Source organism: Rothia halotolerans (genome assembly GCF_004136635.1).
GTDB classification, from domain to species: Bacteria; Actinomycetota; Actinomycetes; order Actinomycetales; family Micrococcaceae; genus Rothia; species Rothia halotolerans.
On the sequence record NZ_NOIU01000001.1, the window covers coordinates 250,846 to 277,273 of the forward strand.

The 26,428-nt window shown below is 71.9% G+C and carries 24 protein-coding genes and 3 tRNA genes; 8 read left to right on the plus strand and 19 right to left on the minus strand.

From position 1 onward, the window contains the following. Positions 1 to 22 precede the first annotated feature (22 nt). The 8 genes from EWV39_RS01240 to EWV39_RS01275 form a co-directional block, all read right to left on the minus strand. Positions 23 to 1,297 carry an MFS transporter gene (locus EWV39_RS01240; RefSeq protein ID WP_129656491.1) on the minus strand — a complete coding sequence of 425 codons (1,275 nt, stop codon included), beginning with the start codon at positions 1,295 to 1,297 and terminating at the stop codon, positions 23 to 25. 5 nt (positions 1,298 to 1,302) lie between these two features. Further along, entirely contained in the window at positions 1,303 to 1,761 is a 459-nt protein-coding gene (locus EWV39_RS01245) for a MaoC family dehydratase (RefSeq protein ID WP_129656492.1), read from the minus strand. After that, the gene (locus EWV39_RS01250) at positions 1,758 to 2,222 is read right to left on the minus strand and encodes an FAS1-like dehydratase domain-containing protein (RefSeq protein WP_129656493.1); all 465 of its coding nucleotides are present in this window, start codon (positions 2,220 to 2,222) and stop codon (positions 1,758 to 1,760) included. Before EWV39_RS01250 ends, EWV39_RS01245 begins: the two co-directional genes overlap by 4 nt. A 103-nt stretch (positions 2,223 to 2,325) precedes the next feature. Next, positions 2,326 to 3,159, minus strand: coding sequence for a TrmH family RNA methyltransferase (locus EWV39_RS01255; protein WP_129656494.1), 834 nt, complete (start codon positions 3,157 to 3,159; stop codon positions 2,326 to 2,328). A 171-nt stretch (positions 3,160 to 3,330) separates the two neighbouring features. Beyond that, a tRNA-Met gene (locus EWV39_RS01260) sits at positions 3,331 to 3,404 on the minus strand. Positions 3,405 to 3,458: 54 nt separating this feature from the next. After that, positions 3,459 to 3,530 (minus strand) — tRNA-Thr (locus EWV39_RS01265). A gap of 92 nt (positions 3,531 to 3,622) precedes the next feature. Then, positions 3,623 to 5,608: a DEAD/DEAH box helicase gene (locus EWV39_RS01270; protein ID WP_420329927.1), complete on the minus strand. Its 1,986-nt coding sequence runs from the start codon at positions 5,606 to 5,608 to the stop codon at positions 3,623 to 3,625. A gap of 426 nt (positions 5,609 to 6,034) precedes the next feature. After that, on the minus strand, positions 6,035 to 7,660 hold the full coding sequence (locus tag EWV39_RS01275) for a DUF2079 domain-containing protein (RefSeq protein WP_129656496.1): 1,626 nt from the start codon (positions 7,658 to 7,660) through the stop codon (positions 6,035 to 6,037). A gap of 55 nt (positions 7,661 to 7,715) precedes the next feature. Here EWV39_RS01275 and EWV39_RS13750 point away from each other — a divergent pair, with 55 nt between their 5' ends. Then, on the plus strand, positions 7,716 to 8,738 hold the full coding sequence (locus EWV39_RS13750) for a DNA-3-methyladenine glycosylase family protein (RefSeq protein WP_165313070.1): 1,023 nt from the start codon (positions 7,716 to 7,718) through the stop codon (positions 8,736 to 8,738). A gap of 57 nt (positions 8,739 to 8,795) precedes the next feature. Here EWV39_RS13750 and trxA read toward each other — a convergent pair whose 3' ends face one another. The 4 genes from trxA to EWV39_RS01300 all read right to left on the minus strand — a co-directional run bounded on the left by trxA (position 8,796) and on the right by EWV39_RS01300 (position 11,369). Beyond that, a complete protein-coding gene (gene trxA / locus EWV39_RS01285) occupies positions 8,796 to 9,209 on the minus strand; it encodes a thioredoxin (RefSeq protein WP_129656497.1) in 414 nt (137 codons plus the stop codon). Between the two features lie 61 nt (positions 9,210 to 9,270). Continuing rightward, entirely contained in the window at positions 9,271 to 10,716 is a 1,446-nt protein-coding gene (locus EWV39_RS01290; RefSeq protein WP_129656498.1) for a DHA2 family efflux MFS transporter permease subunit, read from the minus strand. Positions 10,717 to 10,811: 95 nt separating this feature from the next. Next, positions 10,812 to 10,893, minus strand: a tRNA-Tyr gene (locus tag EWV39_RS01295). Between the two features lie 215 nt (positions 10,894 to 11,108). Further along, positions 11,109 to 11,369 carry a hypothetical protein gene (locus EWV39_RS01300; RefSeq protein WP_129656499.1) on the minus strand — a complete coding sequence of 87 codons (261 nt, stop codon included), beginning with the start codon at positions 11,367 to 11,369 and terminating at the stop codon, positions 11,109 to 11,111. A 169-nt stretch (positions 11,370 to 11,538) separates the two neighbouring features. Here EWV39_RS01300 and EWV39_RS01305 point away from each other — a divergent pair, with 169 nt between their 5' ends. Next, positions 11,539 to 12,030, plus strand: a complete 492-nt coding sequence (locus EWV39_RS01305; protein WP_129656500.1) for a YajQ family cyclic di-GMP-binding protein — start codon at positions 11,539 to 11,541, stop codon at positions 12,028 to 12,030. Positions 12,031 to 12,114: 84 nt separating this feature from the next. On the opposite strand, the gene htpX is transcribed toward EWV39_RS01305, so the two are convergent. After that, on the minus strand, positions 12,115 to 13,008 hold the full coding sequence (gene htpX, locus EWV39_RS01310) for a zinc metalloprotease HtpX (protein ID WP_129656501.1): 894 nt from the start codon (positions 13,006 to 13,008) through the stop codon (positions 12,115 to 12,117). A 377-nt stretch (positions 13,009 to 13,385) separates the two neighbouring features. On the opposite strand from htpX, the gene EWV39_RS01315 reads away from it, so the two are divergent. Further along, positions 13,386 to 13,910 carry a Fur family transcriptional regulator gene (locus EWV39_RS01315; RefSeq protein WP_420329928.1) on the plus strand — a complete coding sequence of 175 codons (525 nt, stop codon included), beginning with the start codon at positions 13,386 to 13,388 and terminating at the stop codon, positions 13,908 to 13,910. A gap of 85 nt (positions 13,911 to 13,995) precedes the next feature. After that, the gene (locus tag EWV39_RS01320; protein WP_129656503.1) at positions 13,996 to 15,474 is read left to right on the plus strand and encodes a catalase; all 1,479 of its coding nucleotides are present in this window, start codon (positions 13,996 to 13,998) and stop codon (positions 15,472 to 15,474) included. A 128-nt stretch (positions 15,475 to 15,602) separates the two neighbouring features. Here EWV39_RS01320 and EWV39_RS01325 read toward each other — a convergent pair whose 3' ends face one another. Next, entirely contained in the window at positions 15,603 to 17,093 is a 1,491-nt protein-coding gene (locus EWV39_RS01325) for an SseB family protein (RefSeq protein WP_129656504.1), read from the minus strand. A gap of 103 nt (positions 17,094 to 17,196) precedes the next feature. Here EWV39_RS01325 and EWV39_RS01330 point away from each other — a divergent pair, with 103 nt between their 5' ends. Continuing rightward, entirely contained in the window at positions 17,197 to 18,534 is a 1,338-nt protein-coding gene (locus tag EWV39_RS01330) for a DUF6882 domain-containing protein (RefSeq protein WP_129656505.1), read from the plus strand. Positions 18,535 to 18,647: 113 nt separating this feature from the next. Here EWV39_RS01330 and EWV39_RS01335 read toward each other — a convergent pair whose 3' ends face one another. The 5 genes from EWV39_RS01335 to EWV39_RS01355 all read right to left on the minus strand — a co-directional run bounded on the left by EWV39_RS01335 (position 18,648) and on the right by EWV39_RS01355 (position 23,763). After that, positions 18,648 to 18,758 (minus strand): methionine/alanine import family NSS transporter small subunit, encoded by a 111-nt coding sequence (locus EWV39_RS01335; protein ID WP_129656506.1) that lies wholly within the window; start codon positions 18,756 to 18,758, stop codon positions 18,648 to 18,650. Then, positions 18,755 to 20,449 carry a sodium-dependent transporter gene (locus EWV39_RS01340; RefSeq protein ID WP_129656507.1) on the minus strand — a complete coding sequence of 565 codons (1,695 nt, stop codon included), beginning with the start codon at positions 20,447 to 20,449 and terminating at the stop codon, positions 18,755 to 18,757. Before EWV39_RS01340 ends, EWV39_RS01335 begins: the two co-directional genes overlap by 4 nt. A 73-nt stretch (positions 20,450 to 20,522) precedes the next feature. Next, positions 20,523 to 21,530 carry a polyprenyl synthetase family protein gene (locus tag EWV39_RS01345; RefSeq protein WP_129657280.1) on the minus strand — a complete coding sequence of 336 codons (1,008 nt, stop codon included), beginning with the start codon at positions 21,528 to 21,530 and terminating at the stop codon, positions 20,523 to 20,525. 156 nt (positions 21,531 to 21,686) lie between these two features. Beyond that, positions 21,687 to 23,057: a geranylgeranyl reductase family protein gene (locus tag EWV39_RS01350; RefSeq protein WP_129656508.1), complete on the minus strand. Its 1,371-nt coding sequence runs from the start codon at positions 23,055 to 23,057 to the stop codon at positions 21,687 to 21,689. A gap of 4 nt (positions 23,058 to 23,061) precedes the next feature. After that, positions 23,062 to 23,763, minus strand: a complete 702-nt coding sequence (locus EWV39_RS01355; RefSeq protein WP_129656509.1) for a demethylmenaquinone methyltransferase — start codon at positions 23,761 to 23,763, stop codon at positions 23,062 to 23,064. Between the two features lie 172 nt (positions 23,764 to 23,935). Here EWV39_RS01355 and EWV39_RS01360 point away from each other — a divergent pair, with 172 nt between their 5' ends. From EWV39_RS01360 to EWV39_RS01370, 3 genes are all read left to right on the plus strand, one after another. After that, positions 23,936 to 24,748, plus strand: a complete 813-nt coding sequence (locus EWV39_RS01360) for an ABC transporter substrate-binding protein (RefSeq protein WP_165313072.1) — start codon at positions 23,936 to 23,938, stop codon at positions 24,746 to 24,748. A 69-nt stretch (positions 24,749 to 24,817) separates the two neighbouring features. Then, positions 24,818 to 25,609, plus strand: a complete 792-nt coding sequence (locus tag EWV39_RS01365; protein ID WP_129656511.1) for an amino acid ABC transporter permease — start codon at positions 24,818 to 24,820, stop codon at positions 25,607 to 25,609. Between the two features lie 23 nt (positions 25,610 to 25,632). Next, the gene (locus EWV39_RS01370; protein WP_129656512.1) at positions 25,633 to 26,418 is read left to right on the plus strand and encodes an amino acid ABC transporter ATP-binding protein; all 786 of its coding nucleotides are present in this window, start codon (positions 25,633 to 25,635) and stop codon (positions 26,416 to 26,418) included. Positions 26,419 to 26,428 lie beyond the last annotated feature (10 nt).

The following is a 26,428-nucleotide window of genomic DNA, read 5'->3' on the forward strand; positions in this document are numbered from 1 at the left end:
GAGCCGGGTGTGGCCGGGGCCTCTAACGCTCGTCCTCGCCCGGCAGGGGACCGCGCAGGTGCGGCTCGGAATCCCCGTCCGGGGCACGCGGCTCGCGCTTCGGCGTCGCCAGCTGCGGCACCAGGAACAGCGAGCAGACCACCAGCACCAGGACCACGGCCAGCCCGTTGCGGACCCCCAGCGCCTCGCCGAGCACGCCCAGCAACGGCGGACCGCCCAGGAAGGCGCCGTAGCCGATGGTGGAGACCACCGAGACGCGGGCCGAGGCGCGGACCGGGTCGTCGGCCGCGGCGGACATCCCGACCGGGAAGCCCAGGGCCGCCCCGACGCCCCACACGAAGACCGCGATCAGGCCGAGCCACAGCCACGGCGAGAGCACGAAGCCCGCGAGCCCCACGATCGCCAGGCCGCAGGCGACCCGCATGACGGCGACGCGGCCGTAGACGTTGAGCACCCCGGTGCCGAGCAGCCGGCCGGTGGTCATCGCCGTGACGAACAGGCCGTAGCCGATCGCGCCGACCGAGGCGGAGGCGTCGTAGCCGTCGGTCAGCGCCAGCGCGACCCAGTCGTTGGCGGCCCCCTCCGCGAGCGCCATGCCGAGCACGAACAGGCCCAGCAGCACGGTCCGCCGCTCCTGCCACGCGTGGCGCACGGTGTACGGACCGCCCCGCTGGTCGACGATCGCCATCAGTCCCGTGGTGGTGGGCTGGATGTCGCCGCCCTCGTGCCGGGTGAAGCGCATCGAGACGATGACCAGCGCGATCACCACGACGTAGACCCCGGCCATGTGGGCGAAGACCGAGACCCCGAGCGCCGTCATCGCGGTGCCCACGATCGAGCCGAGCACGGTACCCACGGAGAAGCAGCCGTGCATCAGCGGCATGCGCTGCTTCCTCAGCGCCCGCTCGACGGCGGCTCCCTGGACGTTGGCGGCCACCGAGTACGTGGCCTGGCCCAGGCCGAACAGACCCAGCCCGATCCCGGCGACCGCCACCGAGTGCAGCAGCGTCACCCCCGCGGCGAGGCCGAAGCCGCCGACCATCATCAGCGCGAAGGTCAGCCAGAGCGTGCGCTGCGCGCCGAGCCTCATCACCACCGGCCCGGAGGCGGAGACGGAGAGGAAGGCGCCGACCGTCTGGGCGAGCAGCAGCATCCCGAGCGGGCCGGCGCTCAGCCCGAGCTCGCCGGCGATGGCGGGCACGCGCACCAGCCATGCGGAGATGGACAGGCCGCTGGCCAGGTAGACGCCCAGGACGGCGTACAGCCAGGCGCGGTCGGTGGGGCGCGGGGTCCTCATGTCGCTCAGAGGCGCACCACGGCCTGGGCCTTCACCAGGACCTTCTGGTCCTTCCCGGCCTCGTCCGGGGCGGTCACCGCCAGGTCCACGCGGACGGTGGAGGCCTCGGCGTCGAGCGCGGCGATCTTGCCGGAGACCGTGACGACGCTGCCACCGGTCTCCGGGGAGCCGGCGCCCTCGGCGTCGGGCACGGGGACGGGCTTGGTGAAGCGCGTCTGGTAGTCGAGGATCGCACCGGGGTCCCCGGCCCAGTCGACGACCAGCTGCACGGCGGCGCCCATCGTGAACATGCCGTGGGCGATGACGCCCGGCAGCCCGACGGCGCGGGCGAACCGCTCGTTCCAGTGGATGGGGTTGAGGTCGCCGCTCGCGCCGGCGTAGCGCACCAGGTCGGCGCGCGTCACCGGGATCTCGCGGGTGCCGATGCTCTGGCCCTTCTCGAGCTCTGCGAGGTTCACGTTCACTCCTCTTCCCCTCCCCGCACCAGCAGGGAGGACACGGCGGTGGCGACGGGCTCGCCGGCGGCGTCCGCGATCTCCTCGCGCGTGGTGATCATGGCGCCGGCCCCCAGGGAGCGGACGGCGTCGACGTGGACGGTGGCGCTGAGCTCGTCGCCGGCCACGATCGGGCGGTGGTGGGTGAAGCGCTGGTCCGCGTGGACCACCCGGGAGAAGTCGATCCCGGCGGTGGGGTCCTGGATCAGCTGCGCGTCCGCGGCCTGGGCCACGACGATCGCGAAGGTGGGCGGGGCCACCAGGTCGGCGTGCCCGAGCGCGCGGGCGGCGTCGACGTCGTGGTGCGCCGGGGCCTGGGCCTTCACGGCGCGGGCGAACTCGCGGATCTTCTCGCGGGAGACGGAGTAGACCGGGGCGTCGGCGTAGACGCGCCCGGCCAGGTCCTCCGCGAGGCTCGGGGATGCTGGCATGGCTCTCCTTGGCGGGTGGGGTTCTGGTGGAGTGGTCGGTCGCGGCTCCGCCCGGCGGGGCCCGACGACGTCGTACCCCAGCCTACCGGCGCGCACGCGGCGCTCAGGCGGAGGCGGCGGCCTCCCCCGCGTCCGAGCGCCCCAGGGCCCGCTCGGAGCGGTCGTAGAGCGCGATGCCGGCCGCGACCGAGACGTTCAGCGACTCGGTGCCGGCCGCCATCGGGATCGCGGCGGTCCAGTCCACCGCCGAGGCGACCTCCTCGGACAGGCCGGTCTTCTCCGCGCCGAACACCAGCGCGAGGTCCCCGGCGTCCCCGGAGATCTCCCGCACCCGCCGGCGGGCGCCGCCGTCCAGGGCCACCACGCGGCGCTCGCCCTCGGCGAGCATGTTCCTGGCCTGCTCCCGGGTAGCCAGCGCGACGGGCAGGGAGAAGACGTAGCCGCGGCTGGCCCGGATGAGCCGGCGGTCGGCGATGCTCGCCAGGCCGCTGTCCACCAGCACCACCCCGGCGGCGCCGAAGGCGTAGGCGCTGCGCACGACCGCCCCGATGTTGCCCACGATCGTCACGCCGTCCAGCACGACGACGTCGCCCGTCCTCCCGTAGACCCCGCCGGGCCGCAGGGCCCGCGGCGCGCGGGCGATGCCGAAGAGCTTGGGCCGCTTCTCGCTCTTGAAGACCTCGGTGGCCAGCGAGGTGCCCAGCAGGCGGATCGGGATCTCCCGCTCACGGCAGATCTCCGCCACCTCGGCCGGGACGGGCGCCGTCTCCAGGGCGTAGACCTCGATGAAGTCGACGCCGCCGCGCAGGCTCTGCAGGACCGGCTCCTCGTCCTCGACGAGGATGGTGCGCAGGACCGTCCGCGAGGGCTTCGCGACGTCCACGATGCGCTGCACGCCGGGGTCCCCGCGGTCGGTGATCGTCTCGTAAGATTCCATCTGCGCATCCTATCAATCGGGGTGGGCGGGGCTTTCGGGGCGTTCCTGCGCGGTTCCGGGAGCGGAACGTGCGTCGACGTGCGGGGTGGTGTGCATCCCCCGCGGCCCCGGACGCGAAAAATCCCCGGCATCCGCAGCCTGTGGCCTGGAATGCCGGGGATCCCGGTTCTGTAGCGGTGGACGGGCTCGATCCGTCGACCTCACGATTATGAGTCGTGCGCTCTAACCAGCTGAGCTACACCGCCGTGACATGGAAGGCCCGCACCAGGAATGAACCTGATGCAGGCCCTCAGCATGAGAGCCCCGACCGGGAATCGATCCCGGGACCTCCATCTTACCAAGATGGCGCTCTACCACTGAGCTATCGGGGCAACGACATAAAACTATACAGACCCTTGCCGGAACCGACAAATCCGCACAGCATGTCGCTGATCACATCAGTGATCGGAGGGGGTGGCGGACCCTAGAACTTCCGGAATCCGCCGCCGCGGCCGCCGCGGGGACCGCGGTCGTCACGGCCTCCGCGGTAGCCGCCGCGGTCCTCGCGGTAGCCCCCGCGATCGCCGCGGTCCTCGCGCCCGCCGCGGTAGCCTCCGCGGTCCTGGCGGCCGCCGCGGTAGCCCCCGCGGTCGTCCCGGCCGTCGCGGTCTTCACGGCCGCCCCGGAAGCCGCCACGACCGCCCTGGTGGCCGCGGCCGCCCTGACCGCCGCCGCGCCCGCCGCGGTCGGCCTCGATGCGCAGCGGCGAGCCGTTGATCTCGATGTCGCGCAGCGCGCCGAGGTCCACGGTCTCCGGGAGGTCGACGAGGGAGAAGCCCCCGCGGATGTCGATGTTGCCGACCTGGGAGCCGTTCAGGCCACCCTCGTTGGTCAGCGCGCCGACGATCGAGCCCGGGGAGACCCGCTGGTCGTGCCCCACCTGGATCTTGTAGGTCTTCAGGCCCTCGTCGCGGCGCTTGCGCCCGCCGCGGTCGTCCCGCTCGCCGCGGCCGCGGTCGTCCCGGCCCCGCTCGCCGCGGTCCTCGCGGGCGCGCTTGGGCTTCTCCGGCAGCTCCTCGACCAGGAACGAGCGCCCGGCCTGGGCGATCACGGCGATGGCCGCCGCGATGTCCTCGGCCGGCACGTTGTGCTCGGTCTGGTACTCCTCGACCAGGCCCTTGAACATGGAGAGGTCGCTGCTCTCGATCGTCTCGGTGATCTCGTCCGCGAACTTCTGCAGGCGGGTCGAGTTGACGGCGTCGGCGGTGGGCATGTGCATCTGCTCGACCTGCTGGCGCGTGGCCTTCTCGATCTGGCGCAGCATGTACTTCTCGCGCGGCGTCATGAACAGGATCGCCTCGCCCTCGCGCCCGGCGCGGCCGGTGCGGCCGATGCGGTGCACGTAGGACTCGGTGTCGTGCGGGATGTCGAAGTTGACGACCAGCGAGATGCGCTCGACGTCGAGGCCGCGGGCGGCGACGTCGGTGGCCACGAGGATGTCGATGCGCCCCTCGCGCAGCGACTCGACCGTGCGCTCGCGCAGGTTCTGCGGGATGTCGCCGTTGATCGCGGCCGCGGTGAACCCGCGGGCGCGCAGCTTCTCGGCGATCTCCTCGGTCTCCTTCTTGGTGCGCACGAAGGCGATGACGCCATCGTACTCCTCGACCTCGAGCACGCGCGTCATGGCCTCCAGCTTGTGGGAGTGCATGACCTGCATGTAGCGCTGGCGGATGTTGGCCGCGGTGGTGGTCTTGGACTTCACGCGCACCTCGACCGGGTCGTTGAGGTAGCGCTCCGCCAGGTGGCGGATGGACTTGGGCATGGTCGCGGAGAACAGCGCGACCTGCTTCTCGGCCGGGGTCTCGGCGAGGATCTGCTCGACGTCCTCGGCGAAGCCCATGCGCAGCATCTCGTCGGCCTCGTCGAGCACGAGGTGCTTGAGCTGCGAGAGGTCCAGCGAGCCGCGCTTGAGGTGGTCGATGACGCGCCCCGGGGTGCCGACGACGACCTGGGCGCCGCGGCGCAGGCCGGCCAGCTGGGGGCCGTAGGGCGAGCCGCCGTAGATCGGCAGCACGGTGAAGTTCTCCAGGTGCTTGGCGTAGGAGGAGAACGCCTCGCCGACCTGCAGGGCCAGCTCGCGGGTCGGGGCCAGCACCAGGACCTGGGTGGTCTGGGACGGGCCGTGGACGTCGGCGAGCTCGGCCAGGTGGGACAGGGCGGGGACCGCGAAGGCCGCGGTCTTGCCGGTGCCGGTCTGGGCGAGGCCGACGACGTCGCGCCCCTGCAGCAGCAGCGGGATGGTCTCGGCCTGGATGGGGGACGGCTTCTCGTAGCCGATCTCCTGGAGGGAGGACAGCACGCGGCCGTCGATCCCGAGATCGGTGAACAGGACGGTCTCCTCGCTCTCGGCGGAGGAGGAGTTTTCGGGCAGGGCGGAGTTGGTTTCGGTCACCACATATCCTTTGCACATCGGGGTGATCACGCGCCGAGTCGTCTCGACGGCGGACGCCGGTGTATCCCCTTGTGAACTGCCCGCAATGCGGTCCGGCGGACGGACCTTCATATCCTCTGTGGGCGCACCCCTCCCACGGACGATCCGGTGGGAGATGGAAAACTGATGATGCGCGCTGCGGCGAGCTCGACACTTCTGATGTAACGGCCGGGTCCCATACGCGGGACTGACACGGCACACAACGGGGAATCCCGGTAAGTGTCCATCCTACCGCATCGGCGCTCTCCCGCCGGGAAGACGTGACGCAATCCTCAGCCGGGGCACGGGCGCCCTCGCGTCCTCCGGCGCCGGGGCCTCCCGCGCTGCACCGGCCCCGCGACGGCGGGGCACCGGCCCGGGGCCGACGCCCCGCCGATCCCGCGACGGCTCCGGGGCGGGATCGGCTCAGTCCGTGCGCTCGAGCACCGTCATCCCGCCCTCCTGGGAGCGGAGCGAGTAGCCGGCGTCGTACTTCCGCTCCGCGTAGCCGACCGGGTCGCCGGGGCCGCTGCCGCCCCAGGTGCTCCCGTCGGTGTCCAGGACGACGTAGTCGGGCGCCGGATCGCCCTCGTTGCCGATCCACAGCACGCGGTGATCCGGCACCAGGAAGGTGAGGGCCGAGAGGTCGCTGGCCACGAGCGAGCCGGCGGGCACCCGGTCGACGGCGCGCCGCTGAGCCTCGACGGCCGGGGACACCGGCCGCCCGGTCTCCTGCGCCGTCGCCGCCAGCGGGGAGGCCGGCAGCAGGAGGAGGCCCAAGGCCAGCGCGAGGAGGGGCCCGCCCGCGGCCCAGCCGTTCCACGCCCGGGAGAGGACCGCTCCGGGCCCGGCGCCCAGCCGGCGCGCTCCGGAGCGCCTGCCCCGCAGGACGGCGTCGAGCAGGGCGGCGAAGAGCACCGGCATGATCACGAGGCTGTAGTGCCAGGTCGGCTCCCAGTACCCGGGCTCCTCGGAGAGGAAGCGCCAGGCCACGGTCGGCAGCGCGACGAGCGCCAGCGGCGAGCGCAGGAAGACCACGGCCCCGGTCGCGAGGATCAGCGCCAGCGTCTCGGCCTTCTGCCAGGGGTAGAGCATGAGGGCCAGCGAGCGCAGCGGATCCGCCAGCGCCGCCCCGAGGTCCACCCGGTCCCCGTAGTCGAAGGCTCCCTCCGGGTTCAGGGCGGGGAGCACCACGAGGATCGCCAGCAGCGTCCATCCCACGCCCCACAGGCAGAGCAGCGCCCCGGGGACGACGCCGGGCCGGCGCACGTCCCAGCGGCGTCCGCCGCTCTCGCGAGGCCTCCCGGACCCGCCGATCCGCGGGGCTCCCCCGGCCCTTCCCCACCGGGCGGGCCCGGGAGCGCGGACAGCCCGCCCCCGCGGGGTCCACGCGCCCTCGGGATCCCGCTGAGCCGCGGCGATAACGGCGATCAGGGCCCCGATGAGAGCCGCCGTGATCCCTAGGTCCTCCTTGACGAACACCAGCGGCGCGGCCCACAGCGCCGCTGGCAGGAAACGCCGCAGGGCGAGCAGGCACAGCGAGGCCGCCAGCAGCGGCACCGCGAAGGCCACCTCGTGGAACTGGACCCGCACCGCCTCGAGGACGCCGAAGCTCAGGGCGAACCCCAGCCCCAGCGCGGCCCCGCGCACCGGGCCGATCCAGCGGCAGCCGAACCACGCCAGGATCCCGGCGCCCGCCCCCAGCAGCACGTCCTGGACCGCCATCACCGCCATCGGCGAGGGCCATGCCGCGTAGACCGGCCCCAGCAGCACCAGGATGGGGTGGAAGTGGTCGCCCAGCAGGTTGAAGCCGTATCCCTTGACGTCCACGATCGGGGCGGAGGCCCCGGCGTACGCCTTCGCCAGCTGGGTGAAGATCGCCAGGTCCCAGGAGGGGGTCTCCATCCGGCGGAGCTGCTCCGCGGACATCCAGAGGTAGGCGGCCGTGGCCGCGAGCCCCACCGCGACGGCCGTCAGGGCCGCCAGCCGCCGGCCGGAGACGGGAGCGCCTGCGCGGGGAGCCGGGCGGTCCGAGGGGCCGTGGGCTGGCATGAGGGGCCTTTCGCTGGTCTCGTGGAGGGCTCGTGAGGCGTGAGACGATGGGCCCATGCCCCCGACCTATCTGGCGGAACGCGTCCTGGAGCCGCGGCGACCCCTGGACCTCGCGCTGACCCTCTCGGTCGTGCAGCGCGGCGCGTCCGACCCCACCCTACGCATCGAGGCGGCCGACGGCGCGACGCGCGTGCACGTGGCCGCGCGCGTCGGCGAGGTCTCCGGGGGCGGGGTCTCCGCGGTCCTCGAGCAGCGCGGCGCCTCCGGCCCGGCCGGCCCGGCCGGGTCCCGCGTCCGGGCGCCGATCCGGGTCCGCGCGTGGGGCCCCGAGCCCGAGGACGTGGAGGCCTTCCTCCGGGGCGCCCCGGCCTTGGTCGGCCTCGGGGACGACTGGGAGCCCTTCACCGCCTCGGAGGCCTACCGGCTCATCCCGGAGGGCGCGCGGGCCGGCTTCCGGCGGCGCCCCGGGCTGCGGCTGCCCGCCACCGGCCAGGTGGTCAAGCAGACCATCACCGCGATCTTCGAGCAGCGCGTCACCTCCGGCGAGGCCATCGGCGCCTGGCAGCGCCTGGTGCGGCGGTACGGCGAGGCTCCTCCCCCGCCGCCCGCGGGCCTGCCCGGCCTGCCGGAGGGCATGCGGGTCTTCCCGCGCCCCGCCGACTGGCTGGCCGTCCCCTCGTGGGAGTGGCACCGGCACGGCGTGGACGTCCACCGGGCGCGGGCGGTCCGGCGGATGGCCGAGCTCGCCCCCTCGCTCAGCCGGTTCGGCGAGGGCGCCTCCCCCGGCGAGCTGGCCCGCGCGCTGGCGGGGGTGTCCGGCGTCGGCCCCTGGACCATCGCGGAGGCCATGCAGCGCTCGCACGGACTGCCCGACGCCGTCAGCGTCGGGGACTACCACCTCGCGCACCGGATCTGCGTGGCGCTGGAGGGCCGGCGGGGCGACGACGACAGGATGCTCGAGCTGCTGGCCCCGTGGCGGGGCAACCGTCAGCGCGTGGTCCGGATCCTGTTGCTCGCGGGGGCCCGGGACCAACGACGCGGGCCGCGGCTGGCCCCCGGGGCGCACCGGCTCGTCTGAGCGATGCGCCCCGGAGGGCCGGCCGCGGCCCGCTGGTCCGCGCTGGGTCCGGAGGGGTTAGGCCTGGCCGGGGTCGGCCGCCGCCTCGTTCTCCTCCTTGGCCTTGGCCTCCGCCTCGGCCTGGGCGATCTGCTCGCGGACCTCGTCCATGTCGAGCGCCTTGACGGCGTCGATCACCTGGTCCAGCTGGGCGCCGTTGAGCGCGCCCGGCTGGGCGAAGACGAGGGTCTGCTCGCGGAAGGCCATCAGGGTCGGGATCGAGGAGATGCCGGCGGCGGCGGCCAGCTGCTGCTGGTCCTCGGTGTCGACCTTGCCGAAGACGACGCCGTCGTGCTTCTCGGAGGCGTCCTCGAAGACCGGGGCGAACTGCTTGCAGGGTCCGCACCACTCGGCCCAGAAGTCGACGAGCACGACGTCGTTCTTCTCGATCGTTTCGTTCAGGTTCTCTTGGGTCAGTTCCAGAGTTGACATGGTCCCGAGCCTACAGACCGCGGGCGGGCCGCCCAAGGGGCTTTCACGCTCAGCTCACCGATCAGGCGGCGGCCGGCTCCTCGGCGGAGTGCTTGCGCAGCCTGGGGACGATGAAGATCGGCAGCAGCGCGAGCGCGCCGGCGAACAGGAAGGCGAAGCGCGCGCCGGTCCCCGCCGTGCCCGTCACGGCGATGCCGATCGAGAACGCGGTCAGCAGCAGGGCCGTGCCCGTGGCCCCGGCCAGCTGCATCACGGTGTTCACGATCGCCGAGCCGTGCGGGTACAGCCGCTGCGGCAGGGCCCCGAGGGAGTGCGTCATCAGCGCCGTCATCAGCATCGCCATGCCGGTGCAGAAGAGCATGTGCCACCCGATCATGGCGCCCAGCGGGGTCTGCCCGGACATCGTGGCGAAGCCGAACAGCGCCGTGGGCAGCAGGATCGCGCCGGGGATCACCAGCGGACGGGGACCGAAGCGGTCGTAGACGCGCCCGAAGATCGAGGACAGCGCCGCCTGCAGCAGCCCGCCCGGCAGCAGGGCCAGGCCGATGGCCAGCGGGTCGAAGCCACGGCCGTTCTGCAGGTAGAGCGGCAGCACCACGATCGAGCCCAGCGCCGTGGCCATGCCGATCGCCAGCACGAGGACGCCGCGGCGGAACACCGGGATGCCCAGCGGCTCGAGGCTCAGCAGCGGCCCGCGCCCCTGACGGTCGAGCCGGTTCTGGCGGCGGATGAACAGGACGAGGGAGGCAGCCCCCACCACGAGGCCCACCGCCGGCACGAGGTTCCCCTCGGCCAGCTGGGAGGCGCTGGAGAGCCCGTAGACCAGGGCGCCGAAGCCGATGACCGAGAGCGGGATGCTCACGACGTCGAGCTTCCCGCTGCCCGGCGCCTCGGAGCGCCCGAGTCCGATGAAGCCCACCACCAGGGTCAGCAGCGCCAGCGGCAGGACCACCCCGAAGACCATCCGCCAGCTGAAGGCGTGCATGACGACGCCGGAGACGGTCGGCCCGATCGCCGGAGCGACCGAGATGACGACGCCGATCAGCCCCATGACCGACCCGCGGTGGGTGATCGGCACGAGGTTCAGCGTGGTGGTCATCAGCAGCGGCAGCACGATCGCCGTCCCGCTGGCCTGCACCACCCGGGCGAGCAGCAGCACCAGGAAGCCGGGCGCGAGGGCGGCCAGAGCCGTCCCGACGATGAAGAGCAGCAGGGCCGCGACGAAGAGCGCCCGGGTGCTGAAGCGCCGCAGCAGGTAGCCGGTGGTGGGGATGACCACGGCCATGGTGAGGAGGAAGCCGGTGGTCAGCCATCCCCCGGTGGTCTCGCTGATCCGGAAGTCCTCCAGGATGGAGGGCAGCGCCACGGAGAGCACCGTCTCGTTGAGGATCATGATCAGCCCGGCGAAGGCCAGGGAGCCGATGATGGCGGTCAGCCGGCCCTTCGTCGGCCGCTCCTGCTCGGCGGGCCGGGCCACGGCGGCGGGCGGGGTGTTCTCGTGCGTCACGGGATGGTCCCTTCCTGGGGAATCGGGGCCGTCAGGCCGTCAGGGCAGACAGAAAAATGCCGCGGGACCGGATCGGTCCCGCGGCATGTGCTCGGTGGCAGATGAGGGATTCGAACCCCCGTAGGCAGTGCCAGCTGATTTACAGTCAGCCCCCTTTGGCCGCTCGGGTAATCTGCCGAGCATCCCGCCGGGCTCCCGTGAGAGGAGAGCGCCGGCAGAACATCGCCCCCGCGAACGGGAGCGGGTTCAACAGTACCGAACACCCGGCCGAAAGTACAAACCGGCCTCCGCGAGCCGGCTCACCGCGCCCCGGGCCGACGTCGCTCCGCCCCCGGACCCCGCCGAGAGAACGCTCCGGACGGCCGGGGAGGAGGTGTGTGACGACGCCGGGTTCAGCCGGCCTGCTCGGCGAGCAGCCGGGCCTCGATCCTCTCGAGGAAGCGCTCGAGCTGCTCCTCGCTGATCTCGCCCCGCTCCAGAGCCCCCCGCAGGTCGCCGAGGACGCCGTCCCGGCGCGCCACCAGATCCGGGCGCACCAGCTCCCCCGCCTCCCCGTCCGCGGTGGGCGGGGAGGGAAGCGTTGAGGACTGCAGCATCATCAGGTCGACGTCGGCGAGGAAGTCACCAGCGGGAAGAGTGGTGTTGGTCTTCATGTCTCCCATTCTGCTCAGCCCACCTGTGAAGCGGGAGGGAAAGGGATCACATTTCTATTAAGATTTCCCCGCACGACGCCCCGCCGTCACTCCCCGTCGAACGGCGTCACAGTGCCATAAGCTGAAGGGTGAGGAACCAGAACCGCATCGACCGCGAAGGGACGGCAACATGGCCAGCGAATCGTCATTCGACATCGTGAGCAAGGTGGACAAGCAGGAGGTCTCGAACGCGCTGAACCAGGCGTCCAAGGAGGTGGAGCAGCGTTACGACTTCCGCGGCGTCGGCGCCTCGATCGACTTCTCCGGGGAGAAGATCCTCATCAAGGCCAACACCGAGGAGAGGGCCCGGGCCGTGTTGGACGTCTTCGAGTCCAAGCTGGTCAAGCGGGGCATCTCGCTGAAGTCGCTCGACGCCGGTGAGCCCTACGCCTCCGGCAAGGAGTATCGCATCGAGTCCTCCGTCAAGGAGGGCATCGAGCAGGACCAGGCGAAGAAGATCTCCAAGCTGATCCGCGACGAGGCCGGCAAGGGGGTCAAGGCCACGATCCAGGGCGACGAGCTCCGAGTCTCCTCGAAGTCCCGCGACGACCTCCAGGACGTCATCGCCCTGCTCAAGGGCGCCGACCTCGAGGTGGACCTGCAGTTCGTCAACTACCGGTAGAGCCGGAGGACGACCCCGGGCGGGCACCCGGCGCTCGGAGCCCGCGCCGCGCTCCGATCATTCGGGGAAGCCGCCGCGCCCCGGTCAGTAGCGGCCGGGCTCCGGGACGTTGCCGCCGTAGCCGGCCATGCCCTCCAGGCGGGCGATCCGCTTGTCCATCGGCGGGTGGGTCGAGAACAGGTTTTTGATCTGGCCGGCGCGGAAGGGGCTGGCGATCATCATGTGCGAGGCGTTGACCACGCGCTGGTTCTCGGCGTCCATCGGGGCCTGCTGAGTGCCCATCTGCAGTTTCCGCAGGGCCGAGGCGAGCGCGAGCGGGTCGTCGGTGAGCTGAGCGCCGTCCTGGTCGGCGTCGTACTCCCGGGTCCGGCTGATCGCGAACTGGATGGTCATGGCCGCGAAGGGGGCCAGCAGCGAGACGAGGATCGCGGCGATGGGGTTCCCCCCGCGGTCGCGCGAGCCGCCGAAGAACACGGCGAACTGCGCGACGGAGGTGATGACGCCCGCGATCGCCGAGGAGACCGATGAGGTCAGGATGTCGCGGTTGTAGACGTGCATGAGCTCGTGGCCGAGGACGCCGCGCAGCTCGCGCTCGTTGAGCAGCTGGAGGATCCCCTCGGTGCAGCAGACCGCGGCGTTCTGCGGGTTGCGGCCGGTGGCGAAGGCGTTGGGCGACATCGTGGGGGCGATGTAGAGGCGCGGCATGGGCTTGCCGGCCTTGGCGGAGAGCTCCTCGACGATGCGGTACATGCCGGGGGCCTGCTCGCGGGAGACCGGCTGGGCGTTCATCGCCCGGATCGCGAGCTTGTCGCTGTTCCAGTAGCCGTAGGCGGTGGAGACCAGGCCGACGACCGCGAAGATCCAGAGGAAGGCGCTGCTGCCGCTGCCGGCGGAGAGCACCCCGCCGATCGCGAGCAGGACGGCCCACATGCCACCGAATAACAACACGGTCTTGAGCCCGTTGTAGTGGTTGTGCATAGTCGCTGCATCTCTCCTCGGGCGCCTTAGCGGGCGCTACAGGTTTCACGGGCCGCCGGAGGCTCCGGCAGGTTTGCCTCCACTGTAAAGTAACAGGATCACGGGATGATCTCGATGCCCTCTCACCCGGCTGTGAGGAGGCTCCGAAGATCGTGGGCGCCGGGACCTCCGGACGCCGCCCCGGGCGGAGCGCGGCCCACCCGCGGCGCGGCGTCCCCCGCGACGTCGGACACGCCGGATAGGGAAGCAAAAGCTTACCATTTCCTCGCGCCCGCGACCCCCTCCCCGGCGCCCGGCGGCGCCTCCGGAGGGCTCGATCCCCGGGCTCCGACGTAGCGTTATTGTGAATACCTCAGAATAACTGTACGATGTTAGGTATGACTTCCCTGACACCGGAGACGACGAATCCGCACGGGGGCCACACCCTCGAGGCGATGTCGGCCCTCTGGTCCGGAGAGCTCCGCTCGCACGGCCGGCGGGTCACCAAGCAGCGCCTCGCGGTCCTGGCCGCCGTGCACGGCCACCCGCACTCGACCGCGGAGGAGATCGTCCAGCACGTGCGCGAGGACCTGCCCACCATCACGGTGCAGTCCATCTACGTGGTGCTCGCCGACCTGACCGCCATCGAGATGCTGCGCAAGTTCCAGCCCCCCGGCACCCCGGGCCTCTACGAGACGCGCACGGACGACAACCATCACCACGCCTTCTGCATCCGCTGCGGGCGGGTCGAGGACGTCGACTGCTCGGTGGGCGAGGCCCCGTGCCTGACCCCGAGCGAGTCCCATGGGATGACCGTCCTCAGCGCGGACATCGTCTACCGGGCCATCTGCGCCGACTGCGCGGCCCGGGAGGCCGCCGAGCAGGAGAGCAGCTCCGGCCCCACGGCTGCCGTCGCACCCTAGCGGCACCCTCCGCCACCAGTTTCCCGGGCCTTCCCCTGGTCCCGGGTTATCCCCAGTCACACATCACACGACTCAGGAGACACACATGACCGAATTCGATCCGAAGCGCCCGTCGACCACGGAGGTCGGCGCCCCTCGCGAATCCGACGCCCACTCGCTGTCCGTGGGCCATAACGGCCCGCTGATGCTGCACGACGTCGCCCTGGTCCAGAAGCTCGCCCGCTTCGACCGCGAGCGCGTCCCCGAGCGCTCCCCGCACGCCAAGGGCTCCGGCGCCTTCGGCGAGCTGGAGATCACCGAGGACGTCAGCAAGTACACCAAGGCGAAGCTGTTCCAGCAGGGCACCAAGACCCCGATGCTGGCCCGCTTCTCCACGGTGGCGGGCGAGCTCGGCTCCCCCGACACCTGGCGCGACGTCCGCGGCTTCTCGCTGAAGTTCTACACCCAGGACGGCAACTTCGACATCGTCGGCAACAACACCCCCATCTTCTTCGTGCGGGACCCCATGAAGTTCGCCGACTTCATCCACTCGCAGAAGCGCACCCCGGACTCCGGCCTGCGCAGCGCCAACATGCAGTGGGACTTCTGGACCCTCTCCCCGGAGTCGGCCCACCAGGTCAGCTACCTCATGGGCGACCGCGGCCTGCCGAAGACCTGGCGCCACATGAACGGCTACTCCTCGCACACCTACATGTGGGTCAACGAGGACGGCGAGCGCTTCTGGGTGAAGTACCACTTCATCACCGAGCAGGGCATGGACTACCTGACCAACGAGGAGGCCGACCAGCTGGCCGGCACCGACGGGGACTACCACCGCCGCGACCTCTTCAACTCCATCAAGAAGGGCGATTACCCCTCCTGGAGCGTCGAGGTGCAGGTCATGCCCTACGACGAGGCGAAGGACTACCGCTTCAACCCCTTCGACCTGACCAAGATCTGGTCGAAGAAGGACTACCCGCGGTTCAAGATCGGCCGGTTCACCCTGAACCAGAACCCGGTCAACCACTTCTCGCAGATCGAGCAGGCGGCCTTCAGCCCCTCGAACACCGTCCCCGGCACCGGCGTATCCCCGGACAAGATGCTGCTGGGCCGCGTGTTCTCCTACCCGGACGCGCAGCGCAACCGCATCGGCACCAACTACAACCAGCTGCCGGTCAACGCGCCGATCGTGCCCATGAACTCCTACGACAAGGAGGGGCAGATGGAGTACCACCACAGCGGTGACGCTCCGGTCTACGCCCCCAACTCGTACGGCCGCTCCTACCAGGACGAGCAGGGCCCGGTGGACAACGGCTGGGAGTCCGATGGCGAGCTCGTGCGCGCCGCCTACACCCTGCATCCCGAGGACGACGACTTCGGCCAGGCCCACACGCTGGTCCGCGACGTCTACGACGAGGGCGCCCGCGAGCGTCTCATCGCGACCGTCTCCGGCATGATGGCCGACGTCGAGGAGCCGGTGCTCTCCCGCGTCTTCCAGTACTGGAAGAACATCGACCAGGAGGTCGGCGACCGCATCCAGAAGGCGGCCATGGAGGGCCGGGGCGACGACGTCCCCGGCGCCTGATCCGCCGCAGGGCCTCCTCGGGGGGCCCGGCCCGCTCCCCGAGCGAGTGAAGGGCCCCTCCCGTTCCTGCCCGGAACGGGAGGGGCCCTTTCGTCTGCCCGGCCAGGACCCGGCCAGGCGGCACGGTCTCAGCCCTGCGGGGGCTGCTGCGCGTTCCTGGCCTCGGCGATCTCGATCAGCTCCCTGATCTGCCCCAGCTCCAGGGTCGCGGTGGGACCGAGCGCGTTGATCGCCACCGAGCGCGCGCCGATCTCGAGGGCGTAGCGCAGGGCGGCCACGGCCGGGGCGGAGCGGATCTGCAGGGCCGGGTCCATGGCCGCCACCTCGGGCCCCGAGGTGAACAGGACGATCGTCTCGGGCTCCTCCGAGCCGTCCGCCCCGCGGAAGACGGGGCGGCCCTGGGGATCGTCGGCGCGGACGCCCATGAGCAGCGTCGCCGTGGGGGCCATGAAGCTGCCCAGCAGCTGCTGCATGCTGCCCGCCAGCAGCGCGCGCTTGGCGGCGTCGTTGCGCGGGGTCCGCAGGGCCCACTCGACCAGCTGTCGCTCGATCCGGCAGCTGACCTCCCCGTTGGGCTCCACGACGACGTCCTGGCAGCTCTGGTCGGCGAGGAACCCCTCCAGGATGCGGACGCCGCGGCGGCGCTCCAGGCGCATGGGGCCGGGCAGGCCGGAGGCCTCGAACATCGTCCGGGCGGTGGCGGCGGAGGCGTAGACCGCCAGCAGCGTGGCGCCGTCGGAGGCCCGGACCGTCTGCAGGTAGGTGCCCCTCTCCCCGGCGGGGGTCTCGGCACCGCCGGGGCCCGAGACCTCGAGCAGCATCTCCCCGCCCATGAGGGCGCGCAGGACGTTGACCGTGGTCTTCTCGCCCGGCAGCCGCCCGTAGTGGTCCAGGGCCCTGAGGACCTCCTCGTTGACCGTCTCCTCCCCCGGGGAGGCCTCGGCGTCGTCGGCCGGGACCTCCGGGGCGGCCGATCCCGGCGCAGGGGGCGCCGGGGTCGCGGCGGGGTCCTGGCCGGCGTCGGAGGGCGTCTCCGATGCCGGCGCGGAGGAGGCGGAGGGATCCGACTGAGGCGACCGGCCGGCGTCGGGCGCCGGTTCCGCGCCCGGGTCGCTCAGCAGCTCCCTCATCCACTCCGGCAGGCGGCCCCGGCGCGGGAAGCGCGCGAGGTCCGCGTGGAGGTCCTCCGCGTCCAGCGGGGCCTCCTCGGCCCACACCTCGGGCTGCTCGTGGTGGTTCATGTCCACGCCGACCTCGTACTCGGGCTCCGGCCAGCCGTGGGCCCGCAGGATCATGGTCGCGGAGAGCCACGCCCCCTCCTCGGGGGTGTAGCTCGCCTCACGCAGATCGTCCAGCAGCGGGGCCGCCCGCGTCTGGGGGCCAAGGATCCCGCTCGAGCCGGGGACCTCCCGTCCGTCGCGGATCTCCACGATGCGGGCGAGATAGGCGCCGGGGGTGCGGCGCGAGGGCTTGAAGTCGGCCACCATCCGCTCCCAGCCCGGCTCGGTGACGGTCGATCCGAGGAGCCAGTGGGCCAGCCGGTTGACGGCCGCGTCGACCCCGCCCGGCCCGCCCTCTGGCTCCACCGGGGTCGCTCCCGACTGATCGTTGCTGGCCATGCGCGCTTCCTCCGGTCCGTGGGCATCTTGCTCTGTCGAGCCTACACATTCGCCCCTCCCGTCGGACGCCCGGGAGGCGGGTTTTACTTGCTAGCCTGATGGCATGACGAAATCTCTGCAGGACTTGATCGACGAATCGATCTTCATCTCCACCGAGTACCAGGCCCGGTTGGCCGAGATCACCGGGGATTCTGACTGGTCGGTGGACTTCTCGGCACCGTCTTTCACCCTCCAGGCCGACCCTTCGCGCTCTCTGACGCCCTATCTCCTGGGCACCGAGTCCGAGCAGCGGGGCTCCTGGATCTGGGCCTGGCAGGAGCTGGGACACTTCCCCGAGAGCGTGGTCTCCGCGGCCGTGCAGGCCCGCGAGGCCGGTGAGCGGCTCGAGATCCCCGAGCTGACCACCGACGAGCTGCTCACCAGCGAGGGGCTGGCCCGCCGCCTGACCCTCGCCGCCAAGGCCGTCACCGGCGTCTACGCGCACTACCCCGCCGTCGCCGGCGGCGGGGTGCGGGCGTGGCTCCTGCTCGACGGTCCGGAACTCGAGCTCCCTGCGCCCACGGTCCAGCGGATGGGCCGCGTCATGGCCCAGGCCCTGCAGACCGGCACCGCAGAGCACCATCAGCGCGCCGTCGACTCCTACGCCCGCCTGCGCGGCGCCCACATCTCCTGGGACACCGAGGCCTGCGCCGTGGTGACCGCATCCGACGGCGCCCTGCGCCTGTGGTTCGACGAGCGGAGGATCTCCGGGATCGAGCCCGCCGAGCCGGTGGTGGGCGAGCGCGAGCTGGCTCGCGCGGCCCAGGAGGCGCGGGAACACCGCGAGGTGCTGCGCGAGGAGGGCCACCGCGCCCTCGACCTCGCCGCCCGCGAGTCCGAGGAGCAGCGGGTCCTGCGCGAGCGGTCCGAGGCGGAGCGCTTCGCCGCGACGCAGGCGGCCCTCGCCGAGCCCGAGGCCGCCGAGGAACCGGAGCCCGTCGCCGAGCCGGAGCCCAGCGCCGAACGGGAGCCCGCGGCCGAGCCGGCGGGGGTCGTCCGCACCGACAGCTCCGGCAGCGACCTCCCCTTCGACCAGGATCCCCGCGCCGACGTCGAGCCGGGCCTGGTCTCCACCCACGTGGTGGAGGAGGAGCCCGCGCGGGCCGAGGAGCCGGACGAGGCCGCCACCGACGCCCACCCGGTCGTGGAGCCGGCGGAGGCGCCGGCCGCGCGCCAGGAGCTCCCCGAGACCAGCGCCGAGACCCCGGAGCCGGGCGGGGAGCCCTCCGCCCTGGACCGCCTCCGGGCCGGCGGCGATGCCCCGCAGCAGGACGCCGCGGAGCGGCGGGACGAGGTCGAGTACGAGGAGTTCGAGCAGCCCGCCGAGGAGGCCGAGAAGCGGCCGGCCAAGGAGGAGAAGCCCCGCAAGAAGGGCTTCTTCAACCGCTTCTTCGGCCTGTAGAGGGCCTCGGCGGGGTCGCGCCCCGCCTGCGAGAACGCCGCGGGCCGGGCACCTGGGAAGGTGCCCGGCCCGCGGCGTTCCCGGTCGCTCCGCGCCTCGGGCGGGCGGCCGGCCTACTCGGCCGATTCGTCCTTGGACCGGCTGAGATTCACCGCCGAGGCGATCAGACCGCCCCACACGGTGACCATGGCCACGACCATCATGACGATGGCGGATGCGCTCATGCCCGCTCCCCCTCTCCTGACTCGGTGCTCCAGGGGGCCGCGGCGGCTCCCTCCAGTGCTTCCCGCTCGACGCCCGGCTCGGCCTCCACGTGCCCCGCCTCGCCGCGGGCGCCGTTGCGGCGCATCAGCTTGGCGTCCATGACCGGGTCGAGCACCGCGTAGGCGGGGCTCGGCTCGGCGGCCCGGGAACGGGAGGACCAGGGGATCAGCGAGAGCAGCACGGCGACCACGATCAGGCCGATGGACATGCCCCAGCCGTAGACGTTGACGAACTCGCGCGGCAGGTCCCCGTAGCCCTCGGCGATCACGGCGCTGATCTGGTCGATGAGGATGTACCCCAGCAGCAGCGGGGTCACGACGCCGACGAAGATCTGCCACGTCCGCCCCACCTTGAAGGTCGAGACCTCGTTCAGGTGGTCCCTCAGCCGCGGCAGGGCGTTGAAGCCGGCCGTCAGCAGGGTCACCGCGATCAGCGCCACGACCACGATGCCGAAGTTGTTCACGAAGTTGTCCACGACGTCGAGCAGGTTCAGCCCGGTCGTGGTCGGGAACAGCAGCAGCGAGGCCAGCGCGATCAGGCCGCCGACGCCGAGCGTGGCCGGCACGCGGCGCAGCCCGAGCTTGTCCTGGGCGCCGGCGATCACCACCTCGACGATCGAGATCAGGGAGGTGAAGGCGGCGAAGGAGAGCGCCCCGAAGAAGAGCACCCCGATCACCGTGCCGAAGGGCGCCTCGTTGATCACCGCGGGGAAGGCGATGAACGCCAGCCCGATGCCCGACTCGGCGACCTCCGAGACCTGCGTCCCCGACGCCTGGGCCATGAAGCCCAGCGCCGCGAAGACGCCGATGCCGGCGAGGATCTCGAAGCTCGAGTTGGAGAAGCCGACGACCAGGCCGGAGCTGGTCAGATCCGTCTTGCGCTTGAGGTACGAGGAGTAGGTGATCATGATGCCGAAGCCGACCGAGAGCGAGAAGAAGATCTGCCCGTAGGCGGCCACCCACACCCCCGAGTCGCCCAGCGCGGCCCAGTTCGGGGTGAACAGCGCGTCGAGGCCGGTGCTCGCGCCCGGCAGGGTCAGCGCCATGATCACCATGACGATGAACATGACCACCAGCAGCGGCAGGAAGACGATGTTCGAGGCCCCGATGCCCTTCTGCACGCCGAAGGCCATCACGATCAGCAGGACCACCCACACCAGCAGGAGGGGGATCAGCACCTGCGGCACGAAGTCGAAGCCGACGCCCGAGCCCCCGGTGGACTGCGTGAAGGTCTCCTGGAAGTAGGCGGCGGGGTCGGAGCCCCAGGCCCGGGTGAAGGAGAAGCCCGTGTACATCACGGCCCACGCCAGGATCACCGCGTAGTAGGCGGCGATCACGAAGCAGATCGCCAGCTGCCACCAGCCCAGGAACTCCAGCTTGGGGTGGATCCTGCGGAAGGACAGCGGCGCGGAGGCGCGGTGCCGGTGCCCGACCGCGTAGTCGAAGAACAGCAGGGGGATGCCCGCCGTCAGCAGCGCCACCAGGTAGGGGATGATGAAGGCCCCTCCCCCGTTGTCGTACGCGACGTAGGGGAAGCGCCAGATGTTGCCGAGCCCGATGGCGGACCCGATCGCTGCGAAGATGAAGACTCTGCGGCTCGAGAAGCCCTCGCGCTTCTCGGGGGCCGCGGGAGTCGATGAGGTGCGGCTCATAGGTGCCTCAACATTCAGGTGACGATGCGGTGAACTCGGTGGTGGACGGTTGCGGTGGGAGGTGGACGGGGCCTCAGGCGTCCCGGTGCACGACGGCGTGCGCGAAGCTCTCCAGCGCGCGCTTGACGGTCGAGTCCGGCAGCGGCGAGATCGCCTCGATCGCGTCGTCGGCCCAGCGGTAGGCGATGTTCCAGGCGGTGCTGGTGGCGGGGTGGGCCGCCAGCGCGCGGACGGCCCGGTCCAGGGCCTCGTCCGATGCGAGGTCCGCGTCCATGAGCTCGACGACGCGCTGGGCCGCCTCGTCGCCGTCGAGGGCCGCCTGGCGCACCAGGATCGTCGGCAGCGTCGGGACGCCCTCGCGCAGGTCGGTGCCCGGGGTCTTGCCGGAGACGGCGTCGTCGGCGGTGACGTCGATGACGTCGTCGGCCAGCTGGAAGGCGACGCCGACCAGCTCCCCGTACCGGATCAGGGTCTGCACGGTCTCCTCCGGCGCGCCCGCCAGGTGCGAGCCGTACTCGCAGGCGGCCGCGATGAGCGAGCCGGTCTTGCCCTCGATGACCTTGATGTAGTGGGCCAGCTGGTCCTCGCCCGTGCCGGGCCCGGAGGTCTCGTGCAGCTGACCCAGGACCAGGCGCTCGAAGGTCCGGGCCTGGATGGCCAGCGGCCGGGCGCCCAGCTCGGAGACGATCAGCGAGGCGCGGGAGAAGATGAGGTCCCCGGTCAGGATCGCGACCGAGTTGCCCCAGATGGTGTGGGCGGCGTCGGTGCCGCGGCGCTTGGTCGCGTCGTCCATGACGTCGTCGTGGTAGAGGGTGGCGAGGTGGGTCAGCTCGGTGACCACGCCCGCCTGCAGGACGTCGTCGTTGATCCCGCCGGAGGCCTCGGCGGCCAGCAGCGCCAGCAGGGGGCGCACGCGCTTGCCTCCGGCCTCCAGGAGGTGGCGGGCGGCGACGTCGGCCAGCGCGTCCGTGTAGCGCATGGCCCGGTCCAGCCGCTCCTCGACCTCGGTCAGCCCCTCCAGGATCTTCGGGCCGAGCTCCTCGTCGCGGGCGATCAGCTCGAACCCCGCGGGCAGGGTCATGCCCTCGAAGGGCGCGAAGAGGTCCTCGGCGAGGCGGGCGTCCGGCTGATCCGCCGGCTGAGCGGGGTTTGTATCGGTCACGGGATCACACTATCTGTCTGACGAGCAAGTTCGCGGTCGGCACGGGGCACGCTGAAAAGGGGGTCGGACGCAATCCTATCGGGTGGACGTCGCGGGCGTGAGAGCTTCGATCACGCCCACCACGCGGTCCGTGAGGGTCTCCGGCCGGTCGGGGCTCATATTGGCCATGACGGAGACCGCCAGGCGCATCAGCGAGGGGACGCTCATCCCGGCCGCGAGCGCCGCGCGCATCACGGCGGGCTTGCCGATCAGCCGTGCGCAGACCCGCCCCAGGGTGAAGTGCGAGCCCCACGCGCCGCCGATGGCGTCGGGGTACCGGGCCAGCGCCAGCTCGCGCTGGGCGGGGCCGTTGGCGCGCGCGGCCTCGTCGATCAGGTCCGCGGCGTAGCGTCCCGACTCCATGGCGTAGGAGATGCCCTCGCCGTTGAACGGGGAGACCATCCCGCCCGAGTCGCCGAGCAGCATCAGCCCCGGCACGTAGTGCGGCGTGCGGTTGAAGCCCATCGGCAGCGCCGCCCCCAGCACCCGGCCGGTGCGGTGCTCCGTGTCCAGGCGCCACTCCTGCGGCATCGTCGCGGTCCAGGAGGCCAGCACCTTCCGGTAGTCCAGGGTCCCGAACTCGCGCGAGGTGTTGAGGATCCCCAGGCCGACGTTGGCGGTGCCGTCCCCGACGCCGAAGATCCAGCCGTAGCCGGGCAGCAGCCCGCCGGGGCCGGAGGAGCCGGCGGGCCCGTCCGTCCCGGCGGAGCCCGAGCGCGAGGAGTCGTCCCCGCGCAGCTCGAGCCAGCCCTCCATCCACTCCAGCTCGGAGCGCGGGGAGTCGTAGTAGGCGCGTACGGCCACGCCCATGGGACGGTCGTCGCGCTTCTCCAGGCCGGCGGCCACGGCGACCCGGGTGGAGTTGCCGTCGGCGGCCAGCACGACGTCGGCGTGGAAGTCGGCGGTCTCCCCCGTCCGATGGCCCGCGGCGTCGTGCAGCCGCGCCCGGACGCCGACGATGCGGTCCGCGTCCCGCAGCAGCGCGCGGGAGAGCCCCTCCGGCGCCTGCGCGAGCTCGCCGGCGCGGATCACCTCGTGGGCGCCGTGGCCCTCCAGGATGCGGGCGCCGGCGGCGCGGGCGTGCCGGGCCAGGTCCTCGTCGAAGCCGAAGCGGGTGCGGGTCAGACCGTAGCCGGGGAAGTCGCCGGCCGCCTCGAAGGGGAGGTCGATGCTGGTGCCCGCGGCGCGCAGCCGCAGGCCGCGCTGGCGGTGGTATCCCTCCGCGGTCCCGTGCGCCAGGCCCATCAGCCGCATCTCGCGCACGGCCCGCGGCGTCAGGCCGTCGCCGCACACCTTCTCCCGCGGGAAGCGGGTCTTCTCCAACACGGTCACCTCGTGTCCGGCGCGCGCCAGCCAGAAGGCGGCGGTGGATCCCGCGGGGCCCGCCCCGACGATCAGTACGCGCATCGGATCAGCCCTTGAATCCGCGGTGCAGGGCGACGATGCCGCCCGTCAGGTTCCGGTACTGCACTCCCGTCCAGCCCGCGCGGGAGAAGGCCGCGGCGAGCTCCTCCTGGGCCGGCCAGTCGCGGATGGTCTCGGCCAGGTACTCGTAGGACTCCGGGTTGGAGGAGAACAGCCTCGCCACCGGCGGGAAGGCGCGCATGAGGTACTCCTGGTAGAGCACCCGGAAGGGCTTGAGGACCGGCGTCGAGAACTCGCACACCACGATCCGGCCGCCGGGCTTGGTCACCCGGTGCAGCTCGGAGAGGGCGCGGGGGTAGTCGGCGACGTTGCGCAGGCCGAAGGACATGGTCACGACGTCGAACTCGGCGTCGGCGAAGGGGAGGTCCGTGACGTCCGCGCGGACGAACTCCATGCGCGGGTGGCGGCGGCGCCCCTCAGCGAGCATCCCCTCGGAGAGGTCCGCGGCGACGACGTCGAGGCCGGCCTCCGCGTACGGCACCGAGGAGGTGCCGGTGCCCGCCGCGATGTCCAGCAGCCGCTGGCCGGGGCGCGGCTGGACCGCCTCCACGGTGGCCCGGCGCCAGCCGCGGTCCTGGCCCAGGGACAGGAGGGCGTTCATGAGGTCGTAGCGCGGGGCGACGCCGTCGAACATCTCGGCGACCTCGTGGCTCACTTTTGTCAGATCTGCGCGATTCACATCCCCCATTGTGTCAGAACGGCCCGGTCCCGATAACCTGGAGCTGCCGGGGTCGAGGGCGCCCGCCGGCGTCCATGGCCGGCCGGCCCTCCCCGGGCCCGCGCCGGACGTGCGCTCCATCCGCTCCCGGCGCCGGCCCTCCGGCACGACGCCGTCCCCTTCCCCTTCGATGAGGACCCACATGCGCAGATCGCTCGCCAGCGCGGGGCTCGCCGCCGCCGCGGCGCTCGCCCTGTCCGGATGCACCCCCATGCAGACGGTCTCCACCGAGTCCGGCGAGGTCCAGCTCGTCAACGAGGGCAGCATGACGATGTGCGCCAACTCCCCCTACAAGCCCTTCGAGTTCGACCGGGACGGCGAGATCGTCGGCCTGGACCCGGACATCGCCACGGAGATCGCGCACAGCATGGACGTGGAGCTCAGCGTGCTGAACACCAGCTTCGAGTCCCTCGAGTCCGGCTCGGCGCTGTCCTCGCTGCAGTGCGACGTCGTGATCTCCGGCATGGGCGCGACCGAGGAGCGCGAGTCCGTGATGGATCTCTCGCAGCCCTACGTCGACGACTCGCTGGCGGTGCTGAGCATGGACGGCACCGGGGTCTCCTCCGCCGAGGACCTGCCCGGCCACCGGGTCGGGGTCCAGCAGGGCACCTCGGGCGACGACTACGCCGACGAGGCGGGGCTGGACAAGATCCAGTTCGAGGACAGCGGGCTGCTGCTGCAGGCCCTGTCCACCGGGCAGATCGACGCCGTGGTGGGCAACGTCTCGATCTTCGCCGACGAGCTGCAGGCCAACGAGCGGGCCACCGTGGTCGACGAGATCGGCACCGGCGAGCCCCTGGTGGTCGGCGTGCGGCAGGGCAACGAGAGCCTGCTGCGCCACGTCGACTCCGTGCTCGAGCAGATGGAGGGGGACGGGCGCCTGGACGCCATCCGCTCCGCCTGGCTCGGCCCGGAGGCCGCCGAGGCGGCCCGCCCCGAGCACGTCCGGCCCTAGCCGCCGCACCGGGGCACCCCGCCCCTGCCCGGTCCGACCACTACGAGCAACTGAGGAACCGAACTTTCGATGGCAATGTCAATGCGTCAGCGGCAGCGCGTCAGCCGCACCGTGCAGTACGCGGTCCTGGTGGCGGCGGTGCTCGCCGTCGCGCTCCTCGCCGACTGGCCCACCCTGCTCGGCGCGGCCTTCAACCCCGAGATCATCGCGCAGCAGTTCCCCGGGATCATCGTCACCGCGCTGAAGAACACGATCATCTACACGCTGCTCGGCTTCGTCGTCGGCGTCGTCGGCGGCGTGGTGCTGGCGCTGATGAAGCTCTCCTCGGTGGCCCCCTACCGCTGGCTGGCGACACTGTACATCGAGGTCTTCCGCGGCCTGCCGGCCCTGCTGGTCTTCCTGGCCTTCGGCTACGGCATCCCGCTGGCCTTCGGCTTCCGCTTCAACAGCTACGTCACCGTGATGCTCGCCCTCGGGCTGGTCTCGGCCGCCTACATCGGCGAGGTGCTGCGCGCCGGCCTCCAGGCCGTGCCGAAGGGCCAGATGGAGGCCGCCCGCTCGCTGGGCATGTCCCGGACCCGGGCGATGGTCACGATCGTCATCCCGCAGGCCCTGCGGATCGTCCTGCCGCCGATGACCAACGAGATCATCCTGCTCACCAAGGACTCCTCCCTGGTGTACCTGCTCGGCATGACCGTCTCGCAGTACGAGCTCACGAAGTTCGGGCGCGAGGGCATCTCCGCGACCGGCGCCGGGCTGACCCCGCTGGTGGTCGCCGGCGCCTGCTACCTGGTCATCACCGTCCCCCTGGGCATCCTGGCCCGCCGCTTCGAGAACCGCGCCGACAAGGCGTCCCGCTAGCCACCGCCCGAGAGGTACCCACCATGTCCGACGCTTCCCAGACCGCCTCCCACGCCTCGGCCTCCATCCGGGGGCTGCACAAGTCCTACGGCCCCGTCGATGTCCTGAAGGGGATCGACCTGGAGATCGACGCCGGCGAGGTCGTCTGCCTCATCGGCCCCTCCGGCTCCGGCAAGTCCACGCTGCTGCGCTGCGTCAACCTCCTGGAGACGCCCCAGCGCGGCACGATCGAGGTCGCCGGCCACGAGGTCACCGACCCCGAGGCCGACCTCGACCTCGCCCGCCGCTCCGTGGGCATGGTCTTCCAGCAGTTCAACCTCTTCCCGCACCTCACGGTGCTCGAGAACTGCACCGTGGCCCAGACGAAGGTGCTCAGGCGCTCCAAGCGGGAGGCCGCCGAGGCCGCGCGGCGCAACCTCGAGCTGGTGGGCCTGACCGACAAGGCCGACCGCTACCCCGACCAGCTCTCCGGCGGCCAGCAGCAGCGCGTCGCGATCGCCCGCGCGCTGTCCATGGACCCCCAGCTGATGCTCTTCGACGAGCCGACCTCGGCCCTGGACCCGGAGACGGTGGGAGACGTCCTGGCCGTCATGCGCTCGCTGGCCGAGCGCGGCATGACCATGCTGGTGGTCACCCATGAGATGGCCTTCGCCCGCGACGTCGCCGACCGGGTCGCCTTCATGGACGGCGGGGTCATCGTCGAGGAGGGACCGGCCGCCGAGGTCATCGGCGACCCCCAGCACGAGCGGACCAGGCGCTTCCTCTCCCGGGTGCTGAACCCGACCGGCGTCGAGGCCCCCGAGGACTGAGGACCGGCGC